Here is a 23,644-nt window from a genome sequence, read left to right as displayed (position 1 = left end):
GGAGCGATTTTTTATGAAATCTAGAAAACTTACAAAACTGAATACGTATTACTTTAGCTATTTTAGATAGGTTTGTATTCATGACTTCGTGGGTACAAACAAACCAAGTTTGTATCTATGATGGCTAAAGATTTTTAAACACGACTTACAGCCACGTAGAGAAATTCATCTATAGTGGCTATTTTATATTTTTGCAGCGCTTTTTAAGGCTCGTTGAAGATGTTCACTGTAGAGGCAATTTCCTACAGGGACATCTTTTTTTGTTGATTATCCGGTTCATAAGTAGGAAAGAAGGAGCGAAAATGAGAACAATAGGACACGGTCGTTTAGTAGGAATTTATGTAAAACCAACTTGAAAAAGTAGAGAAAATCAGCCAAGATAGATAAGTAAACAAAAGAAAGCGGGAAAAACAATGATAGTAATTATGAAAAAAGAAGCAACGGAAGAACAAGTAAAAAAAGTCGTCGATCATATCGAAAAAGAAGGATTCAAAGTCTCAATCGATCAAGGAACAGAACGAGTAGTGATTGGACTAAAAGGTGATACGCGAAGTTTACAAGAAGGAGCATTTACACGCTACGAAGGAGTAGAAAATGCTGTGCGTATTTTGAACACATACAAATTGACTTCTCGAGAATTCCATCCTGGCAATACAGTCGTGGATGTAGACGGAGTAAAAATCGGTGACGGCAGTTTTGTGACGATGGCTGGTCCTTGTTCTATCGAAGGATTAGACCAAATCAGAGAATGTGCGCGGATGGCTAAAGCCGGGGGCGCAAAAATTCTGCGAGGTGGTGCCTTCAAACCACGTACTTCTCCATATGCTTTCCAAGGTTTAGAAGAAGAAGGATTGAAATACATCCGTCAAGCGGCTGATGAATTTGGAATGAAAGTGATTACTGAAGTGATGGATGAAGGACATATCGACATGGTGGCTGAGTACAGCGATATCCTACAGATTGGCGCACGTAATATGCAAAATTTCAAACTGCTATCTGCTGTCGGCAAAACAGGTAAACCTGTTGGATTGAAACGTGGGATTTCTGGTACGATCAATGAATGGCTTAATGCTGCAGAATACATTGCAGTCGAAGACAAATCTCCTGTCATTTTTATCGAACGTGGGATTCGGACTTACGAGACAGCTACACGTAATACGTTTGATTTAAGTGCTGTCCCATTGATGAAAAAATTAACTCATTTCCCTGTGATCGTTGATCCAAGTCATGGTACAGGTATTTGGGATCTTGTACCACCAATGGCCCGTGCGGGTGTGGCAAGCGGAGCAGATGGCATGATCGTAGAGATTCATCCTGATCCTGCAAATGCTTGGTCAGACGGTCCCCAATCGTTGAATGAAAAGACTTACTCACGCATGATGAAAGAAGTGGCGATCATGAAAGAAGCAATGGAAAAGATCCAAACACTCGATTAATGCCAGCTTTTTAAAAGAAAGAAGTGAAACGAATGCTTACTATACATGTTGATAACCAGAAATACGATATTCATATTGAAGAAGGTGCACTAGAACAGGCTGGATCATGGCTTCAAACGATTTGGAAGCCTCAAAAAGTAGCTGTAATCACTGATACCAACGTTGCTCCACTGTATGCGGAAAAAATCATGTTCCAATTGAGACAAGCTGATTTTGAACCAGTCCTTTCAATCGTACCGGCGGGTGAGACCAGTAAATCTTTGGAACAAGCAGCTGAGTTATACGATTTTTTGGCAGATAATGATTTTACCCGCAGCGATGGAATACTTGCACTTGGTGGAGGAATGGTGGGTGATCTAGCCGCATTCGTGGCCTCAACGTTCATGCGTGGGATCCATTTCGTTCAACTTCCGACTACGCTACTTGCACAAGTAGATTCTAGTATCGGTGGGAAGACAGCAGTCAATACAAACAAAGCGAAGAACCTTGTCGGAACATTTAGCCAGCCAGCTGGCGTATTGATTGATCCTGAGGTTCTAAAGACTTTGCCGGTACGTCGTTTACGAGAAGGGATCGCTGAAATCATCAAATCAGCAGCTATAGCAGATGCAATGCTTTGGCAACAGCTGAATGAGCTGAAAGACGAAAAAGATCTTTTAGAGCATGCTGTTCCAATCATCACTGCTACGTTGAAAATCAAGCGAAAAGTAGTGGAAGAAGATGTCTTTGACCAAGGAAATCGACTTATTTTAAATTTTGGCCATACAATTGGCCATGCAATTGAAAATACAGCAGGATATGGGGTAGTCAGTCATGGAGAAGGAGTAGCTATTGGAATGGTAGCCATCACTTCTCATGCAGAAAAAATCGGCTTGTCTCCAACTGGATCGACAGCTGCATTAGAAAGGATACTCCAAAAATTCCACCTGCCGATTACTTACGATCTAAGTCATTCAGAGGAATTATTCCACGCGATAACCCATGATAAGAAAGCAAGAGGAAGCCAATTGAATATCATCTTGCTAGAAAAGATTGGGCAAGCAAAAATCGTACCTGTTCCTACAGAGACATTCAAAGATTACTTAGGAGGACTGTAAGATGCGTTATATGACTGCGGGAGAATCCCATGGACCAGAATTAACAGCGATTATTGAAGGACTACCAGCAGGGTTACCTCTATCAGAAGAAGAAATCAATTACGAACTCGCTCGCAGACAAACTGGTTACGGCAGAGGAGGAAGGATGAAGATCGAAAAAGACCGTGTTCGGATCACGTCTGGCATCCGTCACGGCAAAACAATTGGTTCACCTGTCACTTTAGTGGTAGAAAATAAAGATTGGAAAAATTGGACAACTGTCATGTCTGTAGCAGAAGTACCTGAAAAAGACCGATCACTGCGGCGAGTTGCACGTCCGCGTCCAGGACACGCGGATTTGGTAGGCGGTATGAAATACCATCATCGAGATCTTCGGAATGTGCTTGAACGGTCCTCTGCAAGAGAGACGACCATGCGTGTAGCAATCGGCGCAATTGCCAAGAAAATTCTGGAAGAACTTGACATCATCGTAGCCGGACACGTGATTTGTCTTGGTGGAATCCAAGCAGAAATACCTGGAAATATCTCCATTCAAGAAATCAAAGAAATTTCTGAAGCATCAGAAGTACGGGTTGTTGATTCAGCAGTCGAGCAAAGAATAAAAGAACTGATCGATCAGACAAAGAAAAATGGAGACACGATCGGAGGAATTGTAGAAGTGCTCGTTGGAGGCGTTCCAGCTGGATTAGGAAGCTATGTACAATGGGAAACGAAGCTAGATGCCAAAATCGCGCAAGCTGTGGTTAGTATCAATGCCTTTAAAGGAGTAGAATTTGGGGTCGGATTCACTGCTGGATCATTACCAGGATCAGAAGTGATGGATGAGATCTTATGGGAAGAAGAACGAGGCTACTTCCGACGTAGCAATAATCTAGGCGGCTTCGAAGGCGGAATGACCAATGGCGAACCACTTATTATCCGCGGGGTCATGAAACCCATCCCTACATTGTACAAGCCACTTCAAAGCGTTGATATCGATACAAAAGAACCTTACAAAGCAAGTGTAGAACGTTCGGATAGTACAGCAGTTCCTGCAGCTAGTGTCGTTGCGGAAAATGTTGTAGCCACTGTGGTAGCGACAGAGATATTGTCAAAATTCCCAAGTGATTCGCTTGTTGAGTTGAAAGCTGCAGTGAAGGAGTACCGTGACTACTTGAAACATTACTAAAAAGGGGGCAAATAAGATGGCACAACATGTTTTTATCGTGGGGCTTGGACTGATTGGTGCTTCTATGGCACTTTGTATTCGTCAGACCAATCCAGAACTGATAGTAGTTGGTTGGGATAGTCAGTCAAAAACCCGTGAGCAAGCAGTAGAACAGCAGATCGTTGATTACGTTGCAAATGATTTTGAAACAGGTGCAGAACAAGCAGACGTTATCTTATTAGCCGTTCCCGTCCGTACAACCTTAGCTTATCTTGATGTCCTTGAAAGAATCAACTTGTCTGATCACGTCATCATTACGGATGTCAGCAGTACGAAGCAGCAAGTCGTGACATCCGCTGAGCAGAAAAATCTTCGGTTTGTCGGTGGACATCCAATGGCTGGTTCTCACAAATCAGGTATACAGGCAGCAGATGCTAAACTATTTGAAAATGCCTATTACATCTTTACACCTTTGGAAAAGACGAAAAAAGATGTTGAAAAACTGCAAGAACTATTTTGCGGAACCAAAGCAAAATATGTGACTCTTACAGCAGGAGAACATGACCGTATAACAGGAATGCTAAGTCATTTTCCACATATTCTGGCAGCTGGTTTAGTCAATCAGGCAGAACAATTCAATCAAGAATATCCGCGAGCCAAACAACTAGCAGCAGGAGGCTTTCGAGATATCACTAGGATCGCTTCCTCGGATCCTGTCATGTGGACAGATATTTTGTTGAGCAATAAGCAGATATTATTGGAACGATTGGCAGATTGGCAGCAAGAAATGACACAAATAGCAGAATGGATCATGACTGAGAACCAATCGGAAATCTTTTCTTTTTTCAATCGGGCAAAAGAAAGTCGAGACCAGTTGCCTATCCATAAGCAAGGCGCAATCCCTGCCTTTTTTGATTTATTTATCGATGTGCCAGATGAGCCTGGCGTTATTGCAGAAGTAACTGGACTGATCGGAAAAGCGGGAGTTTCTTTGATTAATTTGAAGATCCAAGAGACGCGAGAAGATATTTTAGGGATACTGCAAATCAGTTTCAAAAATCAACAGGATTTGTTACAAGCAAAAAGAACCATTATGTCTAATACCAGTTATCATTGCTGGATCAAATAGGAGGCTGGATAAATGCGATTATTACAACAAATACATGGATTAAGAGGGACTGTTAGGATACCAGCAGATAAATCGATTTCTCATCGCAGCATCATGTTTGGAGCAATTGCTGAGGGAACGACGACTATACAAAATTTTTTGCGCGCAGAAGATTGTCTGAGTACTTTACATGCCTTCCAACAATTAGGCGTCGAAATCGAAGAAGAGGAAGAGGTGATCAATATTCATGGTCGCGGTAGCCACTCCTTTGTCCCACCAACTGAACCCATCGACATGGGAAACTCCGGTACGACGAGTCGTTTATTGATGGGTATTTTGGCTGGTCAGCCTTTTACAACGACTCTGTTCGGTGACGCTTCGTTGTCTAAACGTCCAATGGGGCGAGTAATGGAGCCTTTACGCGAGATGGGTGCTGACTTGCAAGGAAATGAAAATGACCAGTGTTTACCAATCACTGTGACAGGAACCCGCTCTTTATCACCTATCCGATACAATATGCCTGTAGCTAGTGCACAGGTCAAATCTGCTTTGCTGTTTGCGGCACTACAAGCAGAAGGTACATCCGTAATCGTTGAGAAAGAACGTTCCCGTAACCATACGGAAGAAATGATTCGTCAATTTGGTGGAAGGATCACAGTGGAAGATAAAACAATCATGGTGACAGGACCGCAAAAATTAACCGGTCAGCAGATCACTGTTCCAGGTGATATTTCATCAGCTGCTTTCTTTCTAGCAGCAGGACTTCTTGTTCCGGAAAGCCAGCTGTTGTTAAAAAATGTCGGGGTCAATCCAACAAGGACAGGTATCTTAGATGTGTTGGAGGAGATGGGCGCAGCGATTACCCAGACGAATCACAATAAACAGAACCAATCGGCTGATTTAAGTGTCAAGACGAGTCATTTGAAGAAAGCGACGATTGGTGGAGAAATCATTCCGCGTCTGATTGATGAACTGCCAATTCTAGCTTTAGTGGCTACTCAAGCAGAAGGAATCACGATCATTAAAGACGCAGAAGAATTAAAAGTAAAAGAAACCAACAGAATTGATGCGGTGGCAGAAGAATTGCAAAAAATGGGAGCAAAGATAAAAGCAACAGCAGATGGTTTGATCATCCATGGACCAACACCTCTGCATGGCGCAAAAGTTTCTAGCAGAGGCGATCATCGAATCGGGATGATGCTGCAAGTAGCTGCTTTGATAGCCGATGGACCTTGCGAACTAGAAGGAGCCGAAGCCGTTTCAATCTCTTATCCGGCATTTTTCGATGATTTAGCAGAACTTGTGTCAGGAGGAGAAGCTCATGGCTAGCATTTTGCTGATTGGTTTCATGGGCGCTGGAAAAACAACGATCGGTAAAGGGTTAGCTCAACGTTTACAAAAAGAGTATGTAGATTTAGATACAAAGATTGAGGAACATATCCAATTGTCGATTGCCGAATATTTTCACTATTACGGTGAAAACAGCTTTCGAAAAGTGGAGTCAAAGGTTTTAAGAAAGCTGTCAAATGAAGATAAAATTATCACGACTGGTGGAGGAATCGTCCAATGTGCTGCCAATCGGCAATTTTTACAAACACAGCCAATTGTTCTTTACTTAGAGGCAGAAGCAGATTGTCTAATCGATCGTATCCAACAAGATAAAACGTCTATTCGACCGTTAGCTCTTGGAAAAACAAGAGAAGAAATAAAAGCCTTATTGGCACAACGACTTTCCTGGTATGAAGAGAGCGCGACACTTCGAATCAACACGACCAATGAAACACCAGAAAAGATCATCGATACCATTATAGAGAGGATCAAAAGCATATGAATGTCAGCTATCTAGGGCCAGAAAGTTCGTTCACTTATCAGGCGGCTTGCCAGCTATTTCCTACAGAACAATTGACTGCGTATGCTTCGATTCCTGCTTGTTTGCGCGCTTTGTTTCGCAAACAGGTGGATCTGGCTGTCGTTCCTGTAGAGAATTCATTGGAAGGATCTGTTCATCACACAATCGATCTTCTTTCCAAACATCCAGAAGTCGAAGTTAAAAGTGAAATCGTTCTTCCTATCAAGCAGCAGCTTTTAGGCAATGCAGCAACAAAGATTACAAAAATCCTTTCTCATCCCCAAGCACTAGCACAATCACAACAGTTTTTAGAAACGCATTATCCTAATGTTCCTTTAGTAGCAACAGAATCAACAACTGCTGCAGCAATGTATGTAGCAGAACATCCGAAAGAAGACGCAGCAGCGATTGCTTCATTAGAAACAGCACAGCATGTTGGATTGGAGATCTTAGCTGAGAATATCCAAGATAATGAGTTGAACCAGACACGTTTTTGGATCGTCGGTGACCGAAAGATGACCAGCCAGCAGCCAGCTCCAGTAAAGATGAGTGTCATCTTGACACTGCCTGCTAATCGGCCAGGGATGCTTCATAAAATGCTGGCAGCTTTTGGCTGGCGGGAGATCAACTTAAGTAAGATTGAATCCCGACCATTGAAAACTAGCTTGGGAGAATATTTTTTCGTAATCGATTTGTTATTGGACCGCCCAATGGCATTAGTAGAGAATGCGCTCCAAGAAATCAAGATGCTCGGAGGAAAAAGTCAAATATTGGGCTGTTATCCAGTATTGACAGTAGAATAGACGCGTAGATGAAAGTCAAGAATACTGATTGATTTATTTAACTTAAAATAAATCAATCAGCGCTTGGCTATTCTTTATTTTTAATATTCTGATTGATTTTTAGAAAGAAGCGGGAGACAAATCGTTACAGTCGTTCCTGTCCCAATCACTGATTGGATCGTTATGCCATATGCATCTCCATACATTAGGCGTATCCGCTCATCTACATGACTGATGCCGATTCCTGAGAAATGATCATTTTTTTGTTTGGTATTTTCAGTATCGAAGCCATCGCCGTTATCAATCACTTCGAATAAAAGAAGCTGATTTTTTGTTTTGCCGTACACCGTGATGAATCCTTGCGTTTTATTGTGAAAAGCATGAAGATAGGCGTTTTCGATAATTGGTTGAAGGATCATATTCGGCATAGACAATGTCTGCAGTTCATCAGGAATCATTATTTTAGCCGAGATTCTTTCGCCATATCGCATACTCAAAAGATCAATGTAACTTTGTACGCTTTTGATTTCTTCCTTGACTGGAATCACTTCTTCTTTTTTTCCAATCGTACTTCTTAGTAAAGTAATGAAACTGTCGATTCCCTGAACTGCTTCATCAGTTTTTTTCTGCCAAATCAAAAATTTCAAGCTAGTCAGCGTATTATAAATGAAATGGGGCTGTATCTGTGCTTGCATAGTTTGGATTTCAAGCGAACGTTTCTTCTTTTCGTCTTGGATGGTCTGTTCATAATGATGCTGCGCATTACTTAGCAATTGATTGATCGTATTCCCTAGCAATTGGACTTCATGGCTTCCTTGTACAGGAACAGTAGCTTTTAAGCCATCTTCCTCTAGCCAGTTTAGCGAATCAATCAAGCGGTAGATCGATTTTGTGTGTCGATCCAAATACATAAATGCCAATGAGCCAGCAAAAGCAAGTGTCACGATATTATACAAAATAATGGGGAAAATCACGCCCATTTGGTTAGACAAAGAATGAAGATCGACTTGACTGAGTAATGTACAATCCTGGCGGTACAGGGGAAGACGGGTCAACTGCTGTCCATTTGAAATCGTTGTTTCACCTACTGTTAGTTTTTTGAAAATCATTGATCGGCTCCCAATTCTATTTTCTTCATTTGATGCGATGATCGTCTGTTCTTCGTTCATGAAGGAGATCTTCGATATCTCAGGATTTACTACAGATTGAAAAAGATTCGCTAGTTGCTGAGATGAGATCGATAAAACAGCATATCCGTAAATGTGATTCAATGTGTTTTTCAGTTTTTTGACAAAGAAGACGCTGGGTGCTTTCTTATCGCGAAGAGTCAATCCGTATTGTGCAAAAAGCATTTGTGTATCAGCAGCACGTTCATTCACTCTCTGGGCAATCGCAGATTGAAAAAAAGAATCGGCAGATACGGCAGTGAGCATGTCGTTTCCGACAAAAGTTCTTCCGTTTTCTCCAAAGATCAACACATCGTAATCGATCATTGGATGGATTTTTGAAAGAGAGTCATTCATTTTTTGGATCGTTCTTAGCTGCTGAAGCTGTTCCATATGTTGGACTGGACCATTGGAAAAATAGCTTTCGACAGCTGGGTTGGAATCAAAAGCGGCTAATGTATTCTCGATTGCATCATTCAAGCCTTCAAATTCAGATTGGATCTTTTTTAGTACCACATCATTCGATTGATTGAACAGCTGGATATAGGCATCCCTTGATCGATGATAAATAAACAAAGAGATGACGATGGCCTGCAGAAAAAGACCGATGAACAAAATGAACAGAAGTTTGGTAAAGAGTTCATGCTCTTTGATTTTTTTCTCATTTTACAAAAGTTCCTTTACGGTATTGAGAAGGTGTCATTCCTGTCTCTTCTTTAAAAACTCTGGAGAAATAACCCAGTTCGGTATAGCCGACTTTCTCACAGATTTCCGTCAAAGTAAGCCGTGTTTCCGTTAAAAAGAGCTTGGCTTTACTAATACGGACTTTTTTTAGATATTTTGAAAAGTTGATGCCAAATTTTTCAGTAAAGATAGCTGAAAGATAGCTATATGAAAAATGATATTTTTCGGATAGAAGTTGTAAATTGATTTCTTTCTCATAATTTTCCTGGACGAACTCGTAGATCAAAGTCAAGATATCGAAATTGTCTTTTATTGCATTTGCAGAAAAGTGGGTGAGTTTCTCAAGTGTTTCTTTGACAAGAATAGAAAAATCTTCCAAGTACTCAGCATCGGCTAATAAAGAAGGAAGGGCGATCTTGAGCAAAGAAAGTTCTTCATTCCCAACATATTCGTCAGCCAAAGCGTTGAGTAATGCATAGAAACGATTGATTGCCTCATGTTTCAAATAAGCTGGATCAATAGGCTGTTCCAATATTGTCGTGAAGAAAACCTCAAGTTCTTTGACAGCTAAAGCGTAGTCTTTATGAACGATTTTTGTTAAATAGCTACTTGCTTGCTGCTCGTGGTTGGTTGATAACGGAAGAAGTTCATGCTGATAAGCAAGGTTCTTTCCCTTATGATAGAAACGTTGTCCTTTGGTACAATTTCTGATTTCTTGGAATATTTCATTGATATCTTGGATTGCAAAAGAGTCAGAAACAACAAAAAAATCACCTGGAAAAATTTCTTGACGAAACTTTTGAACAAACTTCCTAAGCGTATCTTTGGAATCAGTATTGATCACATAGCCGGATTCTTCCGAAAAGGTAGAAAAGGGATAGATAGTAAATGAATCGTCGCTATCCATCAACGAATGGATGATCGACTGTTTTTGTTTAGAGCCTTGTTTTGAACTGAATGGCCGTTTTTCGGTATATACCAGAAAAAACAAGGTGTGTTCAAAAAGAAGAGGGTTAAGCAATGGACGAGTTTGTCCAGCAATCTGCTGTGAAAGATTCTCGCAGATCTGCTCATAACGATCGGTGATTGGGCTTTTGTTGGGCTTTTTTTTGATTTTTTGTGAAACGGCAATTAAGGAATTTAGAAAAAAATCAGGACTCAATCGAGGCTTTAAAAGATAATCAGCGACGCCATATTTGAAAGAATCTTTAACCATATCAAATTCATCATAGCTAGAGAGGATAAGAATCTGTGTTTCAGGTTGTTGCTGTTTTAATAGCCGCGATAATTCGATCCCATTTAGTTCAGGCATCATTACATCTGTGACCACGATATCGATTGCATGTGCCAAAGAAAAGTCAAACGCTTTCAACGGGCTGGAAAAAGTTCCTATTAATTGAAACCCGTGCTCAGACCAATTGATCAACTGTTTCATTCCGTCTAAAATCGTCTGTTCATCATCGATAAGAATTACGCGTATTGGCATTTTTTTACCCGCCTTAAGAATAGTCTTGTAATTTAAAAATACTTATTTCTAGGAGAAAATGCAAGGATATTTTTATTTTAAAGAAACCTCCACCCTTTCGATCTTTGGTCTAGATGCTAAGATTATTCCTTTTGTCATAGTTGATTTGTATTTTTTTATTATTTTAGGAGAAATTTTTGAAGTATCTGAATAATAAAGAAACCGTTTTCGAATTTTGGTATGATGAATGTAGCAAACGTAAACAACTAATGGATGGAAAAGGAGCGGATAAAAATGAACATCAGAAAGTTAATTGCTGGAGTCGTTTGTTTAGCGGCAGCATCAGGTTTCTTAACAGGATGCGGAAGTGCTAGTAGCACAGCAGACAACGAAGAAAAAGTCACTGTTTGGGCGTGGGATGAGACATTCAATATCAAAGCAGTGAATGAAGCAAAAAAAATTTATGAGAACGAAGAAACAGAGATAGAAGTTGTTACGATGTCTCAGGATGATATCGTTCAGAAACTGAACACCGCTTTAGCAAGCGGGAATACAGAAGGATTGCCCAATATCGTCTTGATTGAAGATTATAGGATACAAGGCTATTTGACTTCTTATCCAGATGCATTCGCTGATTTGTCTGCTATTGTAAAGGAAGATCATTTTGCACCGTATAAATTTGCGGTAAACAAAGTAGGAGAAAAAATATACGGTGTTCCTTTCGATTCGGGCGTAACAGCAAACTTCTATCGTACGGATCTGATGGCTGAAGCAGGATATACAGAAGAGGACATGGAGAATCTGAGGTGGGACGAGTATATTCAAGTGGCGCGAGATGTCAAAGAAAAGACGGGAAAGAAAATCGCTGAAGTCAATCCTTCTGATCTTGGTCGAGTAAGAATGATGATGCAACAAGCGGGAGAATGGTATACGTCCAAAGATGGGGAGACGGTCACGATCCAAGACAATGCATCTTTAAAGTATGGTCTTGAATTATTTGCTACTCTTTTGAAAGAAGACCTAGTCGAACAAACCTCTGACTGGAATGCTGGAGTAACTGCGATACAATCAGGAGCAGTAGCTTCTAGCCCAACTGGCGCTTGGTATTCTTCAACGATCCAAGGAGCAGAAGACCAATCTGGAAAATGGAAGATTGCGCCAATACCTGCACTGCCAGAAAGTTTACAAAAAGCGCAAGCTTCTAACCTTGGCGGCGCTGGCTGGTATGTGCTCAAAGGAGTAGCTGGAGAAGAATCAGCGAAAGATTTCCTCGAAGCAACGTTTGCATCGAATGAAGAACTGATGGGCACTCTTGCGAAAGAAATCGGACTGGTGTCTACGATGCTTAGTGCAAATGAACAAGAAGCTTATCAAGAAGCTTCAGAATTTTACAGTGGCCAAAAGGTCTTTGATGATTTTTCCAAATGGACATCAGAAATTCCAGAAGTGAATTACGGACATGAGACCTATGCAATTGAAGCAGTCGTAGCCGAAGCTCTTCATCGAATCATCAATGGAGAAGAGACAGACAAGGTACTAGCAGATACACAAAAACAAGTAGAAGCACAGTTGGCTAATTGATTGGTGATAAAAAAGCAAATTTCTTTGCTTTTTCATCAGACAACCGAAAAGACAAAAAAGATGGCGGCTGCCTTACAGACGTTGTCTTTCTTGTCTTTTCAATTAAATAATCAATGATAGAATTGGAGGGAAAAGAATGAAGCAGAAAGATTTATTCAAAAACGGGCATGCTTTTTTAATCTTGCCAGTCATTTTGATATCGATCATGGTTTTTATTCCGATGGTTTTGGCTTTGATCACGTCTTTTCAAAGTGGTCCCCCTGTCAATATGAGATTTAACGGATTAGGTAATTATCAGCGGATGCTGACAGATGCTACTTTTAAAAAAGCTTTTTTCAATACGTTCCTATATTTACTAGTTCAAGTACCAATCATGCTGTTTCTAGCGCTTTTTATTTCCAACCTCTTAAATGATAAAAAGCTGAAATATAAAGGGTTGTTTCGAACAGCTATTTTTCTTCCGTGTATCACTTCGATGGTCAGTTATTCTCTGATCATGAAAAGTCTATTTTCTCAATCTGGCCTTGTAAACAACTTGTTGTTGGGCATTGGTATGATTGATACACCGATTGGCTGGCTGACTCATCCAATTTGGGCGAAAGTTCTGATCATTCTTTCGATCACTTGGCGTTGGACTGGATACAATATGATTTTTTTCCTTTCAGGCATGCAAAATATTGATTCGGAGATTTATGAAGCAGCATCTATTGACGGTGCTTCTAAATGGCAGCAGTTTATCAAAGTGACGATCCCGAATTTAAAACCGATCATTTTGTTTACTTCCATTACTTCGACGATCCGGACATTGCAGCTTTTTGATGAAGTACAAAATATTACTGGCGGGGGTCCAGCAAATGCAACGACCACCTTGTCTCAATACATCTATAATTTGAGTTATAAATTCACGCCTAATTTTGGATATGCGGCAGCAGTTTCCTTTGTTATTGTTGCCTTTATTGTGATATTGTCGATAATCCAAACGAAAGTAGGAGGAGAGAGTCGATGAAAAGCATGGTAGAAAAAGAAACGATCGAACATCCCAACGTCAAAAAACAAGCCTTAGGACTTCGTTCGGCAATTGGGTCAGCATTAAAGTATACAGCATTAAGCATCCTATCATTTATTTCCATTTTCCCTTTTGTCTGGATGATTCTGGGAATGACGAATGCACCCGTGGATATCACATCGGGAAAAATAAAGATTGGCAGTAACTTGATCATCAATTTTCAAAATTTGTTTTCCAATGAACTGAATTTTACTCGTTCCCTTTGGAATTCAGCAATGATCGCTTTAGTGACCACTGTGTTTGCATTGCTGATTTCCTCAATGGCAGGATATGGGTTTGAGATTTATCAAAGCAAGCGAAAAGACTTGATTTTCAATATTCTACTGCTATCGATGATGGTTCCTTTTGCGGCGTTGATGATTCCTTTGTATCGAATGTTTTCACAATTGAACGGAACGATTTTGGGAATCAATAGTTTCTTAGTTGTAATCTTACCATCTGTCAGCACTGCTTTTTTGATCTTCTTCTTCCGACAAAATGTTAAATCCTTTCCAAAAGATCTAGTAGAAGCCGCTCGATTAGACGGTCTAAAAGAACTAAGTATTTTTTTTAGAGTATATATGCCGACGGCTAAAAATACCTATGCAGCGGCAGCAATCATCACATTCATGAGCAGTTGGAACAATTATTTATGGCCCTTAGTGGCTTTGCAATCTCCTGATAAACGGACGGTTCCGCTTGTTTTATCTGCTATGGGTGCTTCCTATACGCCAGATTATGGAATGATCATGGCTGGATTAGTCATTGCTACTTTACCAACTGCCATCGTATTTTTTGTTTTGCAAAAGCAATTCGTTCAAGGAATGATCGGCTCTGTAAAATAAAAAACAACAGCAAGTGCGTCCCTACAAAGTCATCTTTTCCAAGTAAAAAGATACTTTTGGGACGTGTGTTATTTTATGTTGAGAAAAATTAAAAGATAACGTTTTAAGTTTATACTCGAAAACTCTTTCATTTTAAGGTAAACTTAAAGAGTAAAGGAGGAGGATACATGCTAAAAAATTTTAAAGAAGTGATTGCTGCCATATTGCCGATGACCGTCCTGATTGTCATTTTAACGTTTGTTTTTGCGCCGTTAGAAGGAGAAGACCTCGCTTCATTCTTGGTAGGTGCGGCTATCATGATGATCGGAATGACGCTCTTTTTGTTTGGGGCAGACTATTCCATGATGGAAGTCGGAGATCTAGTAGGGAAATATATGATCAAAAAGAAAAGTTTGGCTGTTTTGGTCAGTTTGGGGTTTGCTATCGGGATCGTGATCACGATTGCCGAACCTTCCGTGCAAGTTTTGGGACAACAAGTATATGATATATCTGACGGAGAGATTGGCAGAGTGTTGCTGATTGGGATCGTCAGCGTCGGCACTGGAGTATTTCTAGCCTTTGCGCTGCTTCGGGTCGTATTCAAGCTATCCTATTATCAATTGATGGCTATAGGCTACATAGGCGTTTTGATCGCCTCGTTCTTCACCAGTTCCGAATTCATGCCGATTGCTTTTGATTCGGGGGGAGTGACTACTGGTCCAGTAACTGTTCCATTTATCTTGGCCCTTGCCGGAGGGATGACTAGTATGATCAAACAAAAGAAAAATGAAAATGACAGCTTTGGGATGGTTGGTATTGCTTCATTAGGACCAATTCTTGCCGTAATGATTTTGGGGGTGATCTTCCAATGAATTTCTGGCAGCAAGTGATAGATGGTATCGAGATCGTTACTATGGAAGTTATTTTAGCAGTGGCCCCTATCGTGATTCTATTTGTTTTGATGAATATCATTAGTTTTCGTATGCGCAAGAAGCGTTTCTTTGACATTATGAAAGGCTTCTTGATAACGACTATTGGGTTGATCCTTTTCCTGCAAGGAGTCAATATGGCTTACGTTCCGGTAGGACAGCATTTAGGTAGTACGATCGCTGGATTGCCCTATAATTATATATTGGTTCCACTTGGCTTTTTGATGGGGTTCCTAGTAGGGTTTGCTGAGCCGGCGATTCATGTAATGGTCAAACAGGTTGAAGAATTGAGTGAAGGGAGGATCCGGTCGAAAGTCATGCTGATGGTGATTTCGATTGGGATTGGCGCAGCAGTAGGATTGTCTATGTGGCGTTTGCTCGTCGGATTCTCTCTTTATTATTTCTTGATCCCAGGATATGGGCTAGCATTTATTTTAGGACGAAAAGTGGACAAGATCTTTTTAGCAATGGCTTTTGACAACGGTGGAGTAGCAACGGGTCCGATGTGTTCGACATTTATTTTATCAATGAGCGTGGCGATCGCTGCACAAATTGAGGGAAGAGATCCGATCATTGATGGGTTTGGTGTGGTTGCAATGATTGCATTGACACCAATATTATCCACTTTAGTACTAGGATATATTTATAAACGAAAAGATGAAAAAGACAGAATCGAAAAAGAAAGATTGCAAAAATTGGGGGGAAGCAAATGAAAGATCTTGTAGCATTGAATCTTCACATGATTGTGACGATCGTGGACGGAGGAACAGGTGAAGATGTCATCGACTTTTCAAAAGAAGCAGGTGCAGCTGGCGGTACAATCTTGCATGGTCGTGGTTCTGGTGTACATGATTCAGGGAAATTTTTAGGTTTGGACATCTCGCCAGAAAAAGATGTTGTTTTGACATTAGTACCAGATAGTTTGACGAATCAAGTGATGGATGCGATTGGTCAAGGCATCAACATCGATGTTCCAGGTAACGGGATTTGTTTTAGTATTGATGTAGATAAAGTAATTGGTATCACTAAGATTCATCAGTATCGGGAAATTATCGGGATGCAGGAACTTTTGGATGAAACTAACGATAGAGAAAATCCTGAATCATAGACAAGCATTTGAAGAAAAAATAAACCTAAATAAGAAGGCGGATGAACGTTATTTCCGCTTTTTTGTTTAGGTTTTTTCGTGAATACTTATGAAATAGTAAATTTTTATGAAATTCTTCTCTAAGCATCAGACATTCTTTTCAAAATATGCTATTTTAAAAATGATGAAAAAAGGGGGAGAAAAATGAATTTTTTAGTTGTTTTAAAAGATACTCTGATTGAGCGGTCTACATTTCTATATGTTCAATTGCAGGAAAATAAAACATTGCTGCATTTTTCACCAGAGTTCCATCTAGAGGGACTAACATTAGGAGAAATTTATCAAGCAGAAGGACTATCGGCTGTTTTGCACTTTTTTGAGGTAGAATTGGAATTACCGGTAAAAGATTATATCGAGCTTTCTCTTGAATCCTGGGATCGAGCAGTCGTTGAGCTATTCCCAGAAGGTTTGATGATCGATACGAATGATGGGAAGATTCATTTGACTGCAGCAGAACTACAGAAACAAATGCGTTATCAAATAGATGATGAAAATTCTTTTTCTATTTTTAGACGTCAGCAAAAGATTCTAAAAAGCTTTTTAAAAGTAATCAGTAAAAAACGGAATTTGATCAAAACGACTCAACTGTTGAAAAAATATCCAAATCTGCTTCATACGTCCATTCAATTCCCTCAATTGATTACGATGATCCATCGATTTATACGTATGCAACAGCTACCATCTAAGAAGCTGTTTTTGCCATTGACGGACACATTCCGTGTAGTCAACAGAGAAGATAAAAAGAAAGTGATTGTGATCGACTTTACCAGAAATCGGAATGTCCTTCATCAAGTCGCAATGGAAAAGGCCAATTAAGGCTTTTTCTTTTTTGTTTTTTTTGTCATAATGAATGATAGATGATGGAGGAGATAATAGGATGCAAACATGGTTAGAAAGACTGATACGGTTTCAGCAGAACTATCAAAAACTTATGCAGGGAAGATATGCAAAATTTGATCAATTGAATCGGGTTCTATTGATTATCGCACTTTTTTTTAGTTTACTAAGTCGGTGGTTGCCATTTAGAATCGGGCAATTGTTGTTCATCGTCTTTTTCGGATGGATGCTATTTCGTTTTCTATCAAAAAAAATCTATCCTAGACTAAATGAAAATCAACGTTATTTGGAATATTTTGATAAAGTCAAAGAAAAATATCATCAGATGAGAAACAAAAAGCAAGCTAAAACGGAACGAAAAAGCTATACTTTTTTTGAGTGCCCGAATTGTCATCAAAAGCAGCGTGCGCCTAGAGGAAAAGGACGAATACGCGTGACATGCAAAACATGTGGCATAAAATTCGAAACGAATGTTTAAGGGAGAAAAAAATGAAATTAGTATTATTGCGTCATGGCGAAAGCGAAGCAAATTTTGAAAATTACTGGACAGGGTGGCTAGATGTCGCCTTAACAGAAAAAGGAAAAGAACAAGCAGCAGTAGCCGGTCAAAAAATGTATGAAGCCGGTCTTCAATTCGATGCGGTTTACACCTCTGTTTTAAAACGCGCGATTCTTACCGGTCAAGTCGCACTAGAAGAAATGGGGCAGTTGTGGCTTCCTATAGTAAAAACATGGCGTCTGAATGAACGGCACTATGGGGATCTTGTTGGTAAAAACAAGGATCAGATGAAAGAAATATACGGAAAAGATCAAGTAAAGAAATGGCGCAGAGGATATACAGAAGTTCCGCCGCTAACCGCAGAAAACCGATTTGACCGCAGATATGATCATTTGGATCCACATTTGATTCCGTACGGAGAAAGTCTAGAAATGACAGTGAATCGGATCATTCCTTTGTGGCAAGATCAACTAGCACCAAAACTGAAAGATCGGAAAGATTTACTAGTTGTGGGTCATGGGAATAGCATCCGAGCACTGACAAAATATTTAGAAAATGTTCCTGAGGATCAAATGGATACAATTGATATCCCGAACGCACAACCAATCCAATATACATTAACAGACGATTTGACGATTCTAGAGAAAACAATACTTTAATCAACGTATTTATCTATAATGAAAGATAGAAAAAAGAAGCAAAGGAATGGAACAAAAAACGTGAGAAATTATATATGGGACTTTGATGGGACATTGTTTGATACGTATCCCGCAATGGTAGATGGTGCTCAGCAAGCTCTAAAAGATTTTGGTATCAATATGGACAAAAAAGAGATCTACTTCAAAATGAAAAAATATTCCACCAGTTATTTGATCAATGAATCAAATTTGGACGCCAATGAGTTTAATGAATGGTTTCATCGGTATGAGAAAAAAAGCAAGGAAGCTTCCCGTCCATTTCCAGAAACGAAACAAGTACTTGAAAGGCTAAAAATCAATGGAGGACGTCACTTCATCTTGACCCACCGTTTGACAGAATCGACATGGGAACTGCTGAAAGAGTATCAATTAGCCCATCTGATTGAGGAAGTAGTAGGGATTGATCAGGATTTTCCTCGTAAACCGGATCCAGCATCTTTAAAGTATTTGATTGAGACTTTTCATTTAGAAAGAACAGACACGATGATGATCGGCGATCGCCGTTTAGATATTGAAGCAGGGAAAAACGCAGGAGTCGTTACTTGTCTTTACGATATCGATCATTTTCTGGGAGAGATTCCTGCAGATTATGTGGTAGGAAATTTGAATGAAATCCTATCCTTGCAGAGTAACGTAAAAAAATAGTATCCCCTTACAAAGGAGATATGTTATAATTTTTATAAAGGAGTGATAAAATTATATGGAAATCAGAAGACAAAAAGAAGTAGTAGAAGCATTTCATTATGATATGAGATTACCGAACCAAGAAGTAGAAACAGATTTGAAAGTGGGCTTCTCGCCTTTGAAAGAAACGATCGAAAACTATCCGAAAGAACATAGCATCGTAGGAGCACGCTTAGAGTTCCGTTTAGTGTTTGATACATATGTTTTATCTGGAAGTGTGAGTCAGATCAATCATATCCTCAATCGGAAAATTGAAGGTCAAAATGATGTCACACAAGAAGAAGTGGACGAACTAGTAGCACCTTTATTCGATATCGTACGCCGGATGTCTTATGAGGTGACAGAGATCGCCTTGGATCAGCCTGGGGTAAAATTGAATTTTCAATCAGAAAAACAAGAATAGACAGTAAAAACATGCCTGCGATAGTTTTAATCTATCACAGGCATTTTTTTTTATTACTAATTGTAAGCAAAAAGAATGTCATTTCGATAAAAATCGTCTAAAATATAAAAGTCACTGAAAAAAATTTTTCAGGAGGATGGTTGAAGAATCATTCTCGGGAACCTTTACTTCCTTCGATGGACTTGTCATTAATAATATGAGGAGGAGAAAAATGACAACACTCATCACAGTTTTAGTGGTTCTAGTTTTTGCGGCATTATTATATGTGTTCTATCGTATGCAAAAGCGCCATACAAAATTTTCAACACGCGTCTTTACAGCATTAGTAGTTGGTATCGTCTTTGGCGGTCTGCTTCAATTGATCTTTGGGGTAGAAGACAAAGTCGTTACTCAATCAATGGAATGGATCGGGATCGTAGGACAAGGGTATGTATCATTCTTGCAAATGCTAGTTATGCCTCTAGTGTTCATTTCGATCATTGGTGCATTCACAAAAATGAAAGTTTCTGAAAAGCTGGGGAAAATCAGTGCAACTGTACTGACTTCTTTACTTGGTACAACAGCTATTGCAGCATTGATCGGAATCGGTTCAACGATGCTGTTCGGTCTTCAAGGAGCTAAATTCACACAAGGAGCAGCAGAAACAGCACGGATCTCTGAATTGGCGACACGTCAGGAAACGGTTGAAAACTTATCGATTCCGCAGCAGATTTTATCCTTTATCCCTAAAAACGTATTTGCTGATTTAGCAGGTAGCCGTGCAACTAGTACGATTGGAGTCGTTATTTTTGCAGCCTTTGTCGGTATCGCTTATCTAGGGGTGAAAAGAAAAGCGCCAAAAGAAGCAGCATTCTTTTCAGATCTAGTCGACAGTCTGTATAAAATCATTATGCGGATCGTGACGCTTGTTCTGCGTTTGACACCATATGGGGTATTTGCTTTGATGACAAACGTTTTGGCAACAAGTGATTTTGCAGCTATCTTCAATTTAGGTAAATTTGTCGTTGCATCTTACGTAGCATTGCTGGCTGTTTTAATTGTCCACTCACTGATTTTGATTGGTGCCAAAGTCAATCCAATCAACTATTTCAAAAAAGCTTTTCCAGTATTGAGCTTTGCGTTTACTTCACGTTCAAGTGCCGGAGCCTTGCCATTGAACATCGAGACTCAGACAAAAGCTTTAGGAGTAGACGATGCAACAGCTAACTTCTCAGCAAGTTTTGGTTTATCTATTGGACAAAACGGCTGTGCTGGTGTTTATCCAGCTATGTTGGCAACGATCGTCGCACCAGCGGCTGGAGTGAATGTCTTTAGTTTGGAATTTATTTTGATGCTTGTGGCGATTGTAACAATCAGCTCTTTTGGTGTAGCCGGAGTCGGCGGTGGTGCAACATTTGCTTCACTGATCGTTTTAGGGGCAATGAACTTGCCAGTAGCAATCGTTGGGTTAGTTATCTCTGTTGAACCATTAATCGATATGGCACGCACAGCAGTAAACGTCAGCGGTAGCATGGTAGCTGGTATCGTGACAAGTGCACGCATCAAAGATTTAGATCGCGATGTCATCAATGATGATTCAAAAGTGATCGATGTGAATGCATAGTTAAAAACATACTAAGATTAGAGGGGAACATCATTGATAAATGAGGTTCTCCTCTCTTAGTATGTTTTTTTATTCATTCCATATAAGTACAAAATATTTATTCCGAAAAGTGAAAGTCGGAATAACAAAAACAACCAACTTAATTTATTATTAAAGAGAAGCGTATTTAAGTAGGATGAATCTGTTGAGAGCTTTCGTAGATTTTCCCATTTTCCTATGGTAAACTGACAAAGTTGGGGATGTTAGAACAGATCGTTTAGGAGGAAACAGATGTTTACAAATGAAATAAAAATCATGCTGTATGTGGACGATGTAGAAAAAAATGCAGCGTTTTGGAGAGCAATTGGCTTTGCGGAAAAAGATCGTCAAGAAATGGATGGGGCGCTTGTAATTGAAGTAGGGATTGAGGACAGTCAAACCTCATTCGTGTTATATGATCGAGCGTTTGTTGAGTCCCATTCACCTGGTACAGCTACTAGTGCCCCATCTTTGATGTTTTACAGCAAAGATATCTTTGGATTATATAAAAAAATGCAGACGCAATCAGTCACATTAGGTGATATGGTACAGCTTGGAGAAGAATATGTCTTCAACTTTGCTGATCCTGATGGCAATTACTTTGCGGTTACAGGTAAATAATAGAAACAAAGACTTTGTTTTTCTGTGCAAAACAGGAAAGCGAAGTTTTTTTAATTCAAATAATAATATTATGTAAACAAAAAAACGCATGCGTAATTATACACAAGCAAATAAATCGTCAAATGCGAACGCCTTCTTTATACTGTTTAGGAACGAAAAGAAGGAAGGAAGAAATACATGGATTATCAAGTACTGCTTTATTACAATTATACAAAAATAGAAGAACCAGAGGGATTTGCCAAAAATCATTTAGCCTTTTGCAAATCTTTGGATCTTAAAGGTCGTATTCTAGTAGCTGAAGAAGGAATAAATGGTACTGTGTCTGGAACCGTTGAAAACACGACTGCCTATATGGAAGCAATGAAAGCTGATCCTCGATTTGCTGATACGATGTTCAAGATTGATCCAAGCGAAGGACATGCCTTTAAGAAGATGTTTGTAAGATACCGTCCAGAGCTTGTAAGTTTAAAGCTAGAAGAGGACATTGATCCAAACCAAGTGACAGGTGCTTATCTTTCACCGCAAGAATTTAAAGAAGCTATTTTAGACGAACAGACAGTGGTGATTGATGCACGGAATGATTATGAATATGACTTGGGGCATTTTCGAGGGGCCGTACGCCCAGATATACGCAGTTTTCGAGAGCTTCCAGACTGGATTCGCGAGCACAAAGAAGAATTTATGGAAAAACGGGTAGTGACCTACTGTACTGGTGGTATTCGTTGCGAGAAGTTTTCTGGTTGGCTTGTCCGTGAAGGATTCAAAGATGTCGGACAGCTGCATGGCGGTATTGCTACTTATGGTAAGGATCCTGAAGTCCAAGGAGAATTATGGGACGGCAAGATGTATGTGTTTGATGAACGAATCGCTGTCGATATCAACCAAGTAGATAAACAAATCGTCGGTCGCGACTGGTTTGACGGAACACCATGTGAACGATATATCAATTGTAGCAATCCTGAGTGCAATCGTCAGATTCTTGCTTCTATTGAAAATGAAGAAAAACATTTAGGAGCATGTAGCGTAGAGTGTGCGAAACATCCACGCAACCGCTATGTTCAAGACCATGGAATCTCTCCGGAAGAAGCAGAACTGCGGTTTGTAGCTTTAAATAAATAGAAAACAATAGTTTTGATTGTCGACCATTTCCAATATGCGCTATACTATCGTTGAGGATGGTGATCCACATGAAATCATTGATTTATGCTATTGGCGATGTCCATGGTAAATATGATCTTTTTGAAAAACTTATTCACTATTATGATCCGACGATCCATCAGCTTGTTTTATTAGGAGATCTCAATGATCGAGGACCTCGTACAAAGGAATGTTTTCTATTAGGAAAACAATTAGTCGAAGAAACAGGAGCCATTTATCTCCGGGGCAACCACGAAGAATATTTTTTGCAATTTCTGCAAGCACCGGAGGACTGGTATGCGCCTTATATCAGAAATGGTGGAAAAGAAACATTTGAAAGCCTACTTCACCCAGGTGCGTCGGAGGAATACTCCCCGACTGAAATCTCAATGATGATCCGATCGAGATACCCAGAACTGATTGAATTTTTAGTCCAGCGCCCCTTGTATTATGAATGGGAAAATTATCTGTTTGTCCATGCTGGAGTGGATTTGACAAAGAAAGACTGGCGTAAGACAAGTCCAAGCGATTTTATTTGGATACGGGAACCATTTCATGAAGGGAAAAACAATACAGGTAAGACAATTGTATTTGGACATACGATTACACCAATGCTCCATGGAGATATGCAGACAACAGATCTCTGGATTCAGGATCATAAAATCGGAATGGACGGTGGGGCTGTATTCGGAGGGTCATTGCATGGGGTTGTTTTTGACAAGGAAGGCATCCTTCAAGACATTGAATATCAGAACAATGAAGGATCTTGGCAAGGAATCTGACAAATGGAAAGAATGAAGGAGCTGCGACTTTGTTGCGGCTCTTTTTATTTGTATAGATAATATTGTTTCTTTCAGCAGTTTAACCCATGATAAAAAGTATGA

24 protein-coding genes and 1 pseudogene are annotated in these 23,644 nt (G+C 39.8%); 22 read left to right on the top strand and 3 right to left on the bottom strand.

The genetic code is table 11. The annotated features are described in order from the left end of the window. The first annotated feature begins 413 nt into the window (after positions 1–413). From aroF to pheA, 7 genes are read left to right on the top strand one after another with little or no spacing between them, the layout of a single operon-like run. Complete coding sequence (aroF, locus tag KFO35_RS00485; RefSeq protein ID WP_002292027.1) at positions 414–1,436, top strand: 3-deoxy-7-phosphoheptulonate synthase; 1,023 nt, start codon at positions 414–416, stop codon at positions 1,434–1,436. A 32-nt stretch (positions 1,437–1,468) separates the two neighbouring features. After that, positions 1,469–2,533: a 3-dehydroquinate synthase gene (gene aroB / locus KFO35_RS00480; RefSeq protein WP_025477235.1), complete on the top strand. Its 1,065-nt coding sequence runs from the start codon at positions 1,469–1,471 to the stop codon at positions 2,531–2,533. A 1-nt stretch (position 2,534) separates the two neighbouring features. Further along, positions 2,535–3,701: a chorismate synthase gene (gene aroC, locus KFO35_RS00475; protein WP_002314866.1), complete on the top strand. Its 1,167-nt coding sequence runs from the start codon at positions 2,535–2,537 to the stop codon at positions 3,699–3,701. A gap of 16 nt (positions 3,702–3,717) precedes the next feature. After that, positions 3,718–4,809: a prephenate dehydrogenase gene (locus KFO35_RS00470; RefSeq protein ID WP_002292024.1), complete on the top strand. Its 1,092-nt coding sequence runs from the start codon at positions 3,718–3,720 to the stop codon at positions 4,807–4,809. A gap of 12 nt (positions 4,810–4,821) precedes the next feature. After that, a complete protein-coding gene (aroA, locus tag KFO35_RS00465; RefSeq protein WP_002314867.1) occupies positions 4,822–6,117 on the top strand; it encodes a 3-phosphoshikimate 1-carboxyvinyltransferase in 1,296 nt (431 codons plus the stop codon). Then, positions 6,110–6,619, top strand: a complete 510-nt coding sequence (locus KFO35_RS00460) for a shikimate kinase (RefSeq protein ID WP_156271800.1) — start codon at positions 6,110–6,112, stop codon at positions 6,617–6,619. Before aroA ends, KFO35_RS00460 begins: the two co-directional genes overlap by 8 nt. Further along, positions 6,616–7,440, top strand: coding sequence for a prephenate dehydratase (pheA, locus tag KFO35_RS00455; RefSeq protein WP_002309043.1), 825 nt, complete (start codon positions 6,616–6,618; stop codon positions 7,438–7,440). The genes KFO35_RS00460 and pheA overlap by 4 nt, the downstream gene beginning before the upstream one ends. Positions 7,441–7,520: 80 nt before the next feature. On the opposite strand, the gene KFO35_RS00450 is transcribed toward pheA, so the two are convergent. The 3 genes and pseudogenes from KFO35_RS00450 to KFO35_RS14070 form a co-directional block, all read right to left on the bottom strand. Beyond that, positions 7,521–9,200 carry a cache domain-containing sensor histidine kinase gene (locus KFO35_RS00450; protein WP_070705044.1) on the bottom strand — a complete coding sequence of 560 codons (1,680 nt, stop codon included), beginning with the start codon at positions 9,198–9,200 and terminating at the stop codon, positions 7,521–7,523. Between the two features lie 46 nt (positions 9,201–9,246). Further along, positions 9,247–10,176 carry a helix-turn-helix domain-containing protein gene (locus tag KFO35_RS14075; protein WP_025476745.1) on the bottom strand — a complete coding sequence of 310 codons (930 nt, stop codon included), beginning with the start codon at positions 10,174–10,176 and terminating at the stop codon, positions 9,247–9,249. Positions 10,177–10,494: 318 nt separating this feature from the next. After that, a pseudogene (locus KFO35_RS14070) lies at positions 10,495–10,704 on the bottom strand (response regulator); the annotation flags it as partial. A 324-nt stretch (positions 10,705–11,028) separates the two neighbouring features. Between KFO35_RS14070 and KFO35_RS00440 the strand changes: the two are divergent. From KFO35_RS00440 to KFO35_RS00370, 15 genes are all read left to right on the top strand, one after another. Continuing rightward, complete coding sequence (locus KFO35_RS00440) at positions 11,029–12,315, top strand: ABC transporter substrate-binding protein (protein WP_002306538.1); 1,287 nt, start codon at positions 11,029–11,031, stop codon at positions 12,313–12,315. A gap of 136 nt (positions 12,316–12,451) precedes the next feature. Beyond that, positions 12,452–13,321: a carbohydrate ABC transporter permease gene (locus KFO35_RS00435; protein WP_070705047.1), complete on the top strand. Its 870-nt coding sequence runs from the start codon at positions 12,452–12,454 to the stop codon at positions 13,319–13,321. Next, positions 13,318–14,205, top strand: a complete 888-nt coding sequence (locus KFO35_RS00430) for a carbohydrate ABC transporter permease (RefSeq protein WP_156271798.1) — start codon at positions 13,318–13,320, stop codon at positions 14,203–14,205. Before KFO35_RS00435 ends, KFO35_RS00430 begins: the two co-directional genes overlap by 4 nt. A gap of 167 nt (positions 14,206–14,372) precedes the next feature. Then, on the top strand, positions 14,373–15,056 hold the full coding sequence (locus KFO35_RS00425; protein WP_002292009.1) for a DUF1538 domain-containing protein: 684 nt from the start codon (positions 14,373–14,375) through the stop codon (positions 15,054–15,056). Then, positions 15,053–15,826 (top strand): DUF1538 domain-containing protein, encoded by a 774-nt coding sequence (locus KFO35_RS00420; RefSeq protein ID WP_128492195.1) that lies wholly within the window; start codon positions 15,053–15,055, stop codon positions 15,824–15,826. Before KFO35_RS00425 ends, KFO35_RS00420 begins: the two co-directional genes overlap by 4 nt. Next, on the top strand, positions 15,823–16,221 hold the full coding sequence (locus KFO35_RS00415; protein ID WP_002292005.1) for a P-II family nitrogen regulator: 399 nt from the start codon (positions 15,823–15,825) through the stop codon (positions 16,219–16,221). Before KFO35_RS00420 ends, KFO35_RS00415 begins: the two co-directional genes overlap by 4 nt. A 183-nt stretch (positions 16,222–16,404) precedes the next feature. Then, positions 16,405–17,076 carry an LCP family glycopolymer transferase gene (locus tag KFO35_RS00410; protein WP_002314874.1) on the top strand — a complete coding sequence of 224 codons (672 nt, stop codon included), beginning with the start codon at positions 16,405–16,407 and terminating at the stop codon, positions 17,074–17,076. Between the two features lie 61 nt (positions 17,077–17,137). Beyond that, positions 17,138–17,575, top strand: coding sequence for a hypothetical protein (locus tag KFO35_RS00405; protein WP_002292001.1), 438 nt, complete (start codon positions 17,138–17,140; stop codon positions 17,573–17,575). Positions 17,576–17,586: 11 nt separating this feature from the next. Further along, on the top strand, positions 17,587–18,255 hold the full coding sequence (locus KFO35_RS00400; protein ID WP_002309053.1) for a 2,3-bisphosphoglycerate-dependent phosphoglycerate mutase: 669 nt from the start codon (positions 17,587–17,589) through the stop codon (positions 18,253–18,255). A 60-nt stretch (positions 18,256–18,315) separates the two neighbouring features. Beyond that, the gene (locus tag KFO35_RS00395) at positions 18,316–18,939 is read left to right on the top strand and encodes an HAD-IA family hydrolase (protein ID WP_002306550.1); all 624 of its coding nucleotides are present in this window, start codon (positions 18,316–18,318) and stop codon (positions 18,937–18,939) included. 55 nt (positions 18,940–18,994) lie between these two features. Then, positions 18,995–19,381, top strand: coding sequence for a DUF1149 family protein (locus tag KFO35_RS00390; protein WP_002291995.1), 387 nt, complete (start codon positions 18,995–18,997; stop codon positions 19,379–19,381). 211 nt (positions 19,382–19,592) lie between these two features. Then, a complete protein-coding gene (locus KFO35_RS00385) occupies positions 19,593–20,984 on the top strand; it encodes an L-cystine transporter (protein WP_156271796.1) in 1,392 nt (463 codons plus the stop codon). Between the two features lie 270 nt (positions 20,985–21,254). After that, complete coding sequence (locus KFO35_RS00380) at positions 21,255–21,623, top strand: VOC family protein (protein WP_002314876.1); 369 nt, start codon at positions 21,255–21,257, stop codon at positions 21,621–21,623. A gap of 177 nt (positions 21,624–21,800) precedes the next feature. Continuing rightward, complete coding sequence (gene trhO, locus KFO35_RS00375) at positions 21,801–22,742, top strand: oxygen-dependent tRNA uridine(34) hydroxylase TrhO (RefSeq protein ID WP_002314877.1); 942 nt, start codon at positions 21,801–21,803, stop codon at positions 22,740–22,742. A 68-nt stretch (positions 22,743–22,810) separates the two neighbouring features. Next, the gene (locus KFO35_RS00370; RefSeq protein ID WP_002291986.1) at positions 22,811–23,542 is read left to right on the top strand and encodes a metallophosphoesterase family protein; all 732 of its coding nucleotides are present in this window, start codon (positions 22,811–22,813) and stop codon (positions 23,540–23,542) included. Positions 23,543–23,644: the final 102 nt, after the last annotated feature.

Origin of the sequence: Enterococcus lactis, assembly GCF_015751045.1 — a bacterium.
Lineage (GTDB): Bacteria > Bacillota > Bacilli > Lactobacillales > Enterococcaceae > Enterococcus_B > Enterococcus_B lactis.
Note: the sequence above shows the minus strand (reverse complement) of the source record. Positions and strands in the feature narration are given on the sequence as shown.